9 protein-coding genes are annotated in these 9,874 nt (G+C 62.9%); 1 reads left to right on the top strand and 8 read right to left on the bottom strand.

The annotated features are described in order from the left end of the window. The 8 genes from CQ13_RS27340 to CQ13_RS27305 form a co-directional block, all read right to left on the bottom strand. A partial coding sequence (locus CQ13_RS27340) for an ATP-binding cassette domain-containing protein (RefSeq protein WP_197427449.1) occupies positions 1–259 on the bottom strand: 259 nt, incomplete at its 3' end. After that, positions 259–1,305, bottom strand: a complete 1,047-nt coding sequence (locus CQ13_RS27335) for a branched-chain amino acid ABC transporter permease (protein WP_057845933.1) — start codon at positions 1,303–1,305, stop codon at positions 259–261. The genes CQ13_RS27340 and CQ13_RS27335, both read right to left, overlap by 1 nt. Beyond that, complete coding sequence (locus CQ13_RS27330; protein WP_057845942.1) at positions 1,302–2,174, bottom strand: branched-chain amino acid ABC transporter permease; 873 nt, start codon at positions 2,172–2,174, stop codon at positions 1,302–1,304. The genes CQ13_RS27335 and CQ13_RS27330 overlap by 4 nt, the downstream gene beginning before the upstream one ends. A 71-nt stretch (positions 2,175–2,245) precedes the next feature. Continuing rightward, the gene (locus CQ13_RS27325; protein ID WP_057845932.1) at positions 2,246–3,400 is read right to left on the bottom strand and encodes an ABC transporter substrate-binding protein; all 1,155 of its coding nucleotides are present in this window, start codon (positions 3,398–3,400) and stop codon (positions 2,246–2,248) included. 71 nt (positions 3,401–3,471) lie between these two features. After that, positions 3,472–4,677 carry a xanthine dehydrogenase family Fe-S subunit gene (locus CQ13_RS27320; protein WP_057845931.1) on the bottom strand — a complete coding sequence of 402 codons (1,206 nt, stop codon included), beginning with the start codon at positions 4,675–4,677 and terminating at the stop codon, positions 3,472–3,474. Continuing rightward, entirely contained in the window at positions 4,674–5,510 is an 837-nt protein-coding gene (locus CQ13_RS27315) for an FAD binding domain-containing protein (protein WP_057845930.1), read from the bottom strand. The genes CQ13_RS27320 and CQ13_RS27315 overlap by 4 nt, the downstream gene beginning before the upstream one ends. Then, positions 5,507–7,909, bottom strand: a complete 2,403-nt coding sequence (locus tag CQ13_RS27310) for a xanthine dehydrogenase family protein molybdopterin-binding subunit (RefSeq protein WP_057845941.1) — start codon at positions 7,907–7,909, stop codon at positions 5,507–5,509. The genes CQ13_RS27315 and CQ13_RS27310 overlap by 4 nt, the downstream gene beginning before the upstream one ends. A gap of 19 nt (positions 7,910–7,928) precedes the next feature. Next, positions 7,929–9,206 carry an amidohydrolase/deacetylase family metallohydrolase gene (locus CQ13_RS27305; protein ID WP_057845929.1) on the bottom strand — a complete coding sequence of 426 codons (1,278 nt, stop codon included), beginning with the start codon at positions 9,204–9,206 and terminating at the stop codon, positions 7,929–7,931. 240 nt (positions 9,207–9,446) lie between these two features. Between CQ13_RS27305 and CQ13_RS27300 the strand changes: the two genes are divergently transcribed. Beyond that, on the top strand, positions 9,447–9,869 hold the full coding sequence (locus CQ13_RS27300; protein WP_245309344.1) for a MarR family winged helix-turn-helix transcriptional regulator: 423 nt from the start codon (positions 9,447–9,449) through the stop codon (positions 9,867–9,869). Positions 9,870–9,874 lie beyond the last annotated feature (5 nt).

Here is a 9,874-nt window from a genome sequence, read left to right as displayed (position 1 = left end):
TGCGGATCAATCCCAAATCGGCGATCTGATGCGGCTTCAAGCCATTGAGAGCCGTTCCACGATAGCTCACGCTGCCATGGGTCGGATCCAGAAAGCCGGTCACGACGTTGAAAGCCGTCGTCTTGCCAGCGCCGTTCGGCCCGATCAGGCTGACGATCTCGCCCTCTCCGACGGTAAAGTTCATGTCCGAGAGCGCCACGAGGCCGCCGAAGCGCACGGCGACCTGCTCGACCTTCAATGCCGTCGCAAGAGACGCCATCATGCCGGCTCCTTGGCGTCACGTTCGGAAAAGGCCACCGTGCCAGCCGAGTCCGCCCGACTCCGCCGTTGTGCAAATCGCTGCGCCAGCGACGGCACGATACCGCGCGGCAATACGAACAGAATGACGACCAGCACGCCACCATAGGCGATCCATTGTGCTTCCGGCGCCATGATCGGGCGCAGGAACACCGGTAACAATCCGAAGATCATGCCGCCGACCACAGGACCGGCCAGGGATCCCTTGCCTCCGGTAATGACCATGATCACCATGGTCACGGTGTTGATGAAGGCAAACACCTCCGGGTCGATGATGCGGATGTAGTGTGCATAGAGGCTGCCGGCCGCCCCCGCGATCCCGGCCGAGATTATCGCCGCCAAAGTGAGCGTCTTGGTCACGTCGATGCCGACCGATACCGCCAGCGTTTCGTTTTCCATCAGCCCGCGCATGGCGCGGCCGAAATGCGAGTGAACGAGGCGCGAGATCAGCACATAGGCTGCGACCGCGACCGCGAGCACGAGATAGTAGTTCTGCAACTTGGTGCGAAGGGTCAGACTGCCAAGCTCCGGCAACCCGATTGTAATCGACGGAATGTTGGTCAGCGCCAGCGGGCCCTGCGTGAGCTCGACCCAATTGAGGGCAACGAGCCGGACGACTTCGGCAAACGAAATCGTCACGATGACGAAATAGGCGCCGCGAACGCGAAACGACAGCAGACCAACGAGGTATCCGCACAATCCCGCGACAATGATCGCCAGCGCGAAGCCTGCGACCGGCGGCCAGGGATCGTGAACAACGCGAAAGCCGCCGGGAAGGCCGATGTCGAAACCAAGCGACGTCAGGGCGCTGACATAGGCGCCGATGCCGAAGAACGCGATATGACCGAGGCTGAGCTGGCCGGTAAATCCGAGCAACAAATTCAGGCTCATCGCGCCGATGATGAAGATGCCGGTCGTGATCAACGCGTTCATGAGATAGGGATCGCGCAGCCACAGCGGCACGGACGCGAGTGCGACGATCGTCAGAATGGCGACACCGAGTTTCATCCGACGCGCTCCGAGCGCGCGAAAAGTCCGGTCGGCTTGAAGATCAAAACCGCGATAATGATCAGGAAGCCCATGGCGTCGCGGTATCCCGACGAAACATAGCCGGCGCCCAGTTCTTCGGCCAATGCCAGAATGAAGCCGCCGATGACGGCGCCGGTGATGTTGCCGAGCCCGCCGAGAATCACGATCGCGAACGCCTTGACGGCGGCGAGATCGCCCATTTGCGGGAAGATCACATAGACCGGGCCAAGCAGCGCGCCCGCCGCGGCGGCCAGGCTCGAACCGATCGCGAAAGTCGATGTGTAGATGAGGTCTACATTGACGCCCATCAGCGAGGCGGTGTCCTGATCCTGAAACGTCGCCCGCATCGCGCAGCCGAGTTTGGTCCTGTTAATCAGAAGGTAGGTGACCACGATCAGCATGCCCGCCGCGGCAAGCACGAATAGACGCAACCAAGACACCGACACCGGTCCCAGCACCAGCGGCGCCTCGGGGAACGGCGTCGCAACCGATTTCGCCACCCCGCCCCAGATCCACAGAGCGCCGGACTGCATCGCGATCCAGGCACCGATCATCACCAGCATGGTGGTATCGATGTCGGAGCCACGCAGTGGCCGCAGCAACGTCAGTTCGATCGCCGCCCCAAGCAGCCAGCCGGCCAGCACGGCGAGCGGCAGCGCGACGAAGAAATCAACGCCAAGCTGATGCACCACGATGAACATGATGTAGGCGCCGAACGTATACAGCACGCCGTGCGTAAAATTTACAACGTTCATGATGCCGAAGATCAGCGTGAGCCCGATTCCCAGCAGCGCGTAGGTGCCGCCGAGGACCAGCATGTTGATCAGATGTTGCAGAAACTCGCTCACGGTGGCTCCCATTGTCCCGATGCATGCAAGACCCGCGTTCGCCGCGAGCCCCGCCGATCAGCAACCCGACGTCAGAGCGTCTTCATGCCGATCTTGCCGTCGGTGATTTCGATCAGGTAGACGTTGGGCTGGCTTTGGCCGCTTTCCTTGCCTTCGGGACCGGACTTGCGGAACACGATATCGCCGTTCAGACCCTTGATCTTGATGTCCCACAGCGCGGCCTTGATCGCCGCAGGCTCCGCTTTGCCTGCCTTCTCGATCGCCGCGGCGACGGTGCGGATACCGTCATAGCCCCTGAAGCTTTCGGTGCAGCCGGCGAAGTCGAAGCCGCGCTTCTTCCATTCGGCGATGAAGTAGTTGGTCGCTTCGGGGTTCGGCGTCTTGTCGGGGAACCACGGCAGGAAGGTCGTCAGGTGCATGGTGCCGTTGGCGGCGGCGCCCGCCTGCGCGATGATCTGGTCCGGATTTTGCGACCCGCCGGTGGTGATGATGCGCTTCTTGAGCCCCAAGGCTGCGGCCTGCTTGAAGATCAGCGTGAGCTGGTCCACCGCCGTCGTCACGATGATGGTTTCGGAATCGGTACCCTTGAGCTTGGAAAGCTGCGCGCTCATGTCCTGCGCGCCCTGATCCATCGTCTCGACCGCCCCGACCGCGATGCCCTTTTCTTTCATCATCTTGCTGAAATCTTCCGCGGTGCCGCGGCCCCAGTCGTTGTTGATGACGAGGAAATCGACCTTCTTCAATTCCAGCTTGTCGACGATTCCCTTGAACGCAACGGCCTCAATCGCCGAAGGCGGTGAAATCCGGAAGATGTAGGGATTACCGGTCGTGGTGATCTTGCCCGACGAAGAGGTCTCGACCACCATCGGCGTCTCATATTCCATCAATTTGGGCATCACAGCCAGCGTCAGGCTGGAACCCCACGCGCCCATCAGCACCGGCACCTTGTCGCTCGTGATCAGTTTTTCTGCAACGGCGGCGGCCTCCGTCGGATTGCTCTTGTTGTCCTCGATGACAAGCTCGATCTTCTTGCCGAGAATGCCGCCCTTGGCGTTGATCTCGTCGGCGGCGATCTTGGCGCCATTGACGACATAGGTGCCGGAAGCGGCGAACGCACCCGTGAGGGGCTCGTTGACGCCGATCTTGATGGTTTGAGCCTCGGCGGCGCCACCGAGGAAAGCAACCGCCAGCGCAATCGCTGAAACACTTCTGAAAGTCCGTGTCATCTGGTTCTCCAATCTCACGCTGTTAATCCGTTGCAGTCCAACACCGCTCCGCATTGCGGACCGTCGATCCATTACGCCGCCCCGTCCTTCCTGGATGAGAAGCGGGTAAACCAGCGCGTGATCCGCGCGCGCAAAAGACCTGATACCAGCGACATCCCGCTGAGGTCGGCAGGAGCGGCCGGCGATGTACCCGACAGGCGGCGGTCGAGATTGGCGGCAAATTCGGCGATCAACCGCGCCGCGAGATCGCGCACCAGCCCTGGCCTTCCGACCTGCGCCAGCATTCCCGTCAGCGTGTATCCGATGGAAAGATCAACGCGCGTTGCTGCGCCCTGCTCGATCGGCACCAGTCGGTAGCGAATTTCGCCCTGGGTCGAAGATCGGCTCCGCTGGTCGTTGCCGATACCGACGATACGGCCGGACATATCGGCCGCGTTCCGTTCGACCCGGGCAAGCCCAGAGAATGTCGCGGCAATCGGACCAAGCCTGACGCGGATCGCGCCTTCAACGCGCTCCGGGTTCGGCGGCGCCGTCAATGACGCACCGGGAAGGCAGGATGCAACCGCCGCGATGTCACCGAACATGGCAAAGACCTGTTCGGGCGAATGCGCGACGCTGAACTGCTGCGTCAGGACAGCGGCTGGCGTGAAATCTGGAAACGCATCGACCGAGGAGAGTGCTTCAGTCGATGCTTGCTTGCTACTAGCCGGGCTTATGCGTTCGGCCTTGTCCGCGCCGGTGCGCACGGTTCGACCCGAGCCGACCGGGCCCAAGATCTTTCGTTCTCCGCCTGGTTCGGGCGCGATATCGCGTGCCCGCCGCGCTTCGATGACGGATTGAACCGCCCGCACGATACCGACATAGCCGGTGCACCGGCACAAATTACCGCTCAAACCAACACGGATGGCGCGCTCGTCGGCCTCCGGCAGGCGCAGCACGAGATCGCGCGCGGAAACCAGCATGCCCGGCGTGCAATAGCCGCATTGCAACGCATGTTCGCGGGTGAAAGCGGCGCGAAGCTCCGATGTAACCGCGTCCTCATCGAGGCCTTCGATCGTGGTGACCTCTGCGCCTTCGCAAGCGACCGCATAGGTGATGCACGAACGCGCCGGCACGCCGTCGAGCAACACCGTGCATGCGCCGCAGACGCCATGTTCGCAGCCGAGGTGGGTACCGGTCAGATCGAGCTTGTCGCGAACGAAATCCGCAAGGTTGGTGCGCGGCTCCGCAACCGCCTGCACCGCGCGTTGGTTCACCGTGAGTTCAATCATGCTCATGCGGCAGCCTCTCGGACCGCGCGCTTCAGCACATTGACATGAATATGACGATGAGCCGCGTCGGAGACGCCAGCCCTGGCCAAAATGGCCTCCGCGACACGCGAGTCAAAACGATCCTTGTAGTCGCCGGCAACGCGCCCCCCGAACAGCTCCGCGGCATCGGTCATGACGATCGGCGCGGAATCGATTGCGCCGATCACGATGCGAGCCGTTGCCGCACTTGGGTCGATCATGACCGCCCCGATCGCATGCGCGAACTCGCCGGTCTTGCGGCAACTCTTGACGTAACCCCAATGCGCCGATGCCGGCATCGCCGGCACATGAACGGTCTTGACGATCTCACCGGCACGCAATGCGGATTCGAGTGCGCCGACGATGAAATCCTCCATCGCGACGATACGCGAGCCAGCAAGGCTTCGCAGCGTCAGTTTCGCACCCAACGCCGACAGCGCGGATACCCAGTCCGCCGCGGGATCGGCATGGCTGAGTGATCCGCCGATGGTGCCGCGATTGCGAACGGCCCGATAGGCGATGTTGCCGGCGACACCCTGCATGGCGCCGCGCGTGACATCCGGAATGCGGCCATCCTCGATATCGGCGTGGGTGACACAGGCTCCGAGAACGAGTTCGTCGCCCTGGCGCTCCACCTGCTTGAGCTCGGCGAGCCCCGCGATGTCGATGAGCAGCTCGGGCTCTACGAGCCGCAGGTTGAGCATGGGCCCCAGCGACTGGCCGCCGGCGATGATTTTTACGGAGGCGTCGGCTTCGGCCAACACTGCAAGCGCTGCCTGCAAATCGCGCGGACGTTCGTAACCGAAAGGAGCCGGTTTCATGCCACCGGCCTTTCTGCGTCGGATCTGGCGAGAATCGCCTCGACGACACGGTACGGCGTAATCGGAGACTGCATCAGTTCGACGCCAAGCGGCCGCAGAGCGTCGTTGACGGCGTTGGCGATTGCAGCCGGTGGCGCGATGGCGCCGCCCTCGCCGATGCCCTTCACACCGAACTGCGTATAGGGCGACGGCGTCTCCATGTGATCGAGCCGCGGCGCCGGCACCTCGGTCGGACCAGGCAGCAGATAGTCCGCAAGGGTGGTCGCAAGCGGCTGACCGGCCGCATCGAACGGCATCTCTTCATACAGCGCGGTGCCGATGCCTTGGGCCAGACCGCCATAGATCTGGCCGTCCACCACCATCGGATTGACCAGAACGCCGCCGTCCTCGACGATGACGTAGTCGAGGATCTCGACCTCTCCCAGATCGGGATCGACCGCGACGACCGCAGCATGCGCGGCATAGCTGAAGGTTCCGGAATCGCGTTGCGGCTTGTAGCCCGACGTCACCTCCAGTCCGCCCGGATCGACACCGGTCGGCAAATCCTGTGGACGGCGGTACCAGGTGTGGGCGATCTCCTTCAGGGTTACGCTGCCGTTAAAGCCCCGAACCGCACCGTCCTGTAGCACCACCACAGCCGGATCGTGCTGCAGCAGCTTGGCGCCGATGTGCCTGGCGCGTTCGCCCAGTTCGCGGCAGGCGGTCGCGACTGCGCCGCCCGCCATCACCATCGAACGCGAGCCCCACGTTCCCGTGGAGTACGGCGTCATCGCCGTGTCGCCGAGAATGAGGCGAACCTTGGCGACGTCGACTCCCAGCATCTCGTGGGCGACCTGGGCGAGCGTCGTCTCCATGCCCTGCCCGTGCGAATGCACGCCGACGCGCAGTTCGAGGCCGCCGTCCGGCGTCAGGCGTGCCGATGCCTGCTCGTGGCCCGGCACCATCGGAATGCCCCAGCCTGAATAGACCGACGTCCCGTGCGCGGCCTGCTCGCAATAGATCGAAACGCCGACGCCGATCCGCCGCCCGTCTATCTCGCCTTTGCGCTGACGCGCCCGCACACCTCCGATATCGATGGACGCCAGTGCCCGCCGCATCGCCTCGGGATAGTCGCCGCTGTCAAAATGTTTTTTGGTGATGTTGTCGAACGGCATTTGCTCGGGGCGCACGAGATTGCGCAAGCGCACCTCGCCGGGTTCGAGGCCCGCTTCCGCCGCGACGAGATCGAGTATCAGTTCCAGCGCAAAACAGACGCCGGTGCGCGCCACGCCGCGATAGGGCAGGATCGGACATTTGTTGGTCGCAACCGAAAACGTCCGGCAGCGATAGGCCGGCATCAAATAGGGCCCGGGCAGGATGCTGGCGACCTGCGCGGCCTCGAGGCACGCCGAGAACGGATAGGAGGAGTAAGCGCCGGAATCGACGGTTGCCTCGCAGTCGATGCCGCGCAGCCGGCCGTCCCGGTCAGCATAGACGGTGATCCTGTAGTGATGCTCGCGGCAATTGGAGCTGGCGGTGAGATGCTCGCGGCGATCCTCGGTCCAGCGAACCGGATGACCGCGGCGCATCGTCAGCCAGGACAGGCAGACTTCTTCGGGCAGCAGAATGCCCTTGTGGCCGAAGCCGCCGCCGACATCAGGCGAAACAACGCGAATTCGGCCCTGCTCCATGCCGAGGCATTCGGAAAGACCGCTGCGCGTGATATGCGGCATCTGCGCGGCGGAATAAAGCGTGAGCTGATCGAGGCGATGGTCAAAGGTCGCGACGACCCCGCGCCCCTCGAGCGGCGACATGCATTGCCGCGCGGTCGATATCTCGCGTGAGACTTTGATCGGTGCATCGAACGCCCTGGAGATGTCGACCTCGAAATTGGTTTCGAGGAAGACATTGTCGCCCCACTCTTCGTGCACCAGGGCCGAACCGGGTTCGCGCGCTTTCCGCATATCATGGACGGCGGGAAGTTCCTCGAGGTCGAGCGTTACGGTCGCCGCGATATCCTCCGCTTCGGCCCGCGTTGGTGCGACGCACATGGCGACCAGTTCGCCGACCTGACGCACCTTGCCAGTAGCGAGGACCGGCTGCTCGGAGATCTTGAAGCCCGGCAGCCCCGACACGGCTCGGATCGGCCTGACGCCGGCCAGATCCGCCGCCGTGAAGACACTGGCGCGGTAGCGCTCCGGCACCTCTATTGCGCGGATTCGCGCATGCGCCAGCGGACTGCGCACAAAGGCAACGTCCTGCATTCCGGCGAGACGAATGTCCGCCACGAATTGCCCGCGGCCACGCATCAAGCGATCATCTTCCTTGCGCGGCAGCCGAGCGCCGACGCCTTGTCCGGCGCCCGCTCCATCTGCCGAGGGAAAATCGCGCTCGTTACGCACTATGCCGTTCTCCTTGATCGCGCTGATGCTGACTTCGTTACGCTGCAACGGCCTGCGGCAGAATGGACGCGACTGCGTCGTATCGGGTACCGGCGCGGAGGCAGAACGCGGGCTGAAGAAGACGTTCGGCAATGACCTCGTTCTTCTCGTTATCAGTAAGGACAAACCTGCCGGCCTTTTCGGCGATCACGGTGACGTCGGCTTCCCTGCCCACCTTGAGCGCGCCGATTTCGTCAGCGCGACCGAGCATTTTGGCGGGGTTCGACGTAACCATCGGCAGGACCTGTTCGAGGGTGAGGCCGAGCGCGATCATCGAACTCATGGCTTGAACGAGGCTGAACTTGGCCTGACCGGCGAACGGATGGTTCTCATCGTCCTCGTGCTGGTCGGGTGTGCCGGCAGGCGCAGGCACGTGCGTGTTGTAGCCGTGGATGTCGGCGCCAAGCGTCGTCGGAACGATTCCTGCCGCGAGCGCCTTTTTCGCAAGCCGATACGAGAAATGGCTACCGTGGCCGACATCGACCTTCAGCCCGCGATCAAGCGCCGCCTGGATCACCGGATGCACTTCGCCCTCGCGGTTGACGAAGCCGCCGGGATGACGCGTGAACGGATGCGCCAGAACATCTCCCTCCCGCAGCAGCGGGATCACACGCTCCAGGATGGTGTCGACGTCTTCGCCGTTGGTGCCGCTCTCGGGTAATCCCCAGAGCTGACCGAAATGAACGTAAACCGGCAAATCGGCCCGGCGCCCGATCTCGGCCGCCATTTCAATGACGCGAATGCCCCAGCGCGCAAAACCGCCGATCTCCGCATGGGCCTTGATGCCGCGCACCAGATCGAGATTGGACGTGGCAGACTTCACCGTGGCGTCGATATCGACGCCATCCGGGCTGTAGAGGTTGGGGTAGTAATGACCCTCGAGTCCGCCCACTAGGTAGGCTGACAGGAATGCATAGACGCGCGACTTCGCGGGCTCGGCGACGAAGTGCCGAAAACCCGGCAGCGTCATGCATGAGGGACCGCCCTGGTCGACCAGCGTCGTCACGCCGGACTGAACGCCCACCATGTCGGCATTCATGCCAAAGCGGCCGGTGACATATTGATAGACGTGCGCGTGCGTATCGATCAGACCCGGGAGCACGAGCTTGCCGGAGACGTCGACTACTTCTCTGGCACTTGTCGGCAGGATGTCGGGCTGCAACGCCGCGATCTTGCCGTTGCGAATGGCAACGTCCTTGATCCCGTCGATACCAGAGGCTGGGCAGATCACGCGGCCGCCGCGCAAAAGCTGGTCGAAGGTGGCGCTGACAGACATGAACGATCCTCTCCTCTGCTTTCGTTGACGGAGCCCAATGTCAGTTCCGCCAAAATACGAAGCATACTTCGCATTTTACAAAAGCAAGCTTCATGCCATGATCTAGCCGTGGCGAGGCCAAATCGAATCGGGCTAGTGGCGCCAATGTTCCGAGGCTGGGAGAGTGCATTGCGAAAGGCAAAGAAGGGTCGCGACGAGATCAGGCACCGCCCGTGGCCGCTATCGCAACGGCCGGGATTTTTGATCCGGCGGCTGCATCAGATTCATGTCGCACTGTTCCAGGAGGCATGCAGCGAATTCGAGGTGACGCCGCTGCAATACAGCCTGCTGTCCGCGCTCGCCGTGCGGAAAACCGCCGATCAGACCACATTAGCGACCGATATCGCGCTAGACAGGACGACGACTACCGGCGCGCTCAAGCGGCTGGCTGCCCGCAATCTGGTCGAGAGAGCTATAGATCATGAAGACCGCCGCGCCCGGCTGTGCAAACTGACGGCGGCAGGCGCGGCGCTTCTCGCCAAAATCGAAACCTCGGCACGGGCCGCACACCGCGCCACGCTGGGCGATTTGTCCGAACGGGAGCAGGCCTTATTCATCGATATGATGCAGCGCATTGTCGCAGGCAACGAAAATCGCGACAGCGCTGCTGCCCTATTCGATTAGAGATA

The sequence above is a fragment of the Bradyrhizobium retamae genome (assembly GCF_001440415.1).
GTDB lineage: Bacteria > Pseudomonadota > Alphaproteobacteria > Rhizobiales > Xanthobacteraceae > Bradyrhizobium > Bradyrhizobium retamae.
The sequence above is the reverse complement of the archived record's forward strand: the minus strand, read 5'-3'. Positions and strand labels throughout refer to the sequence as shown.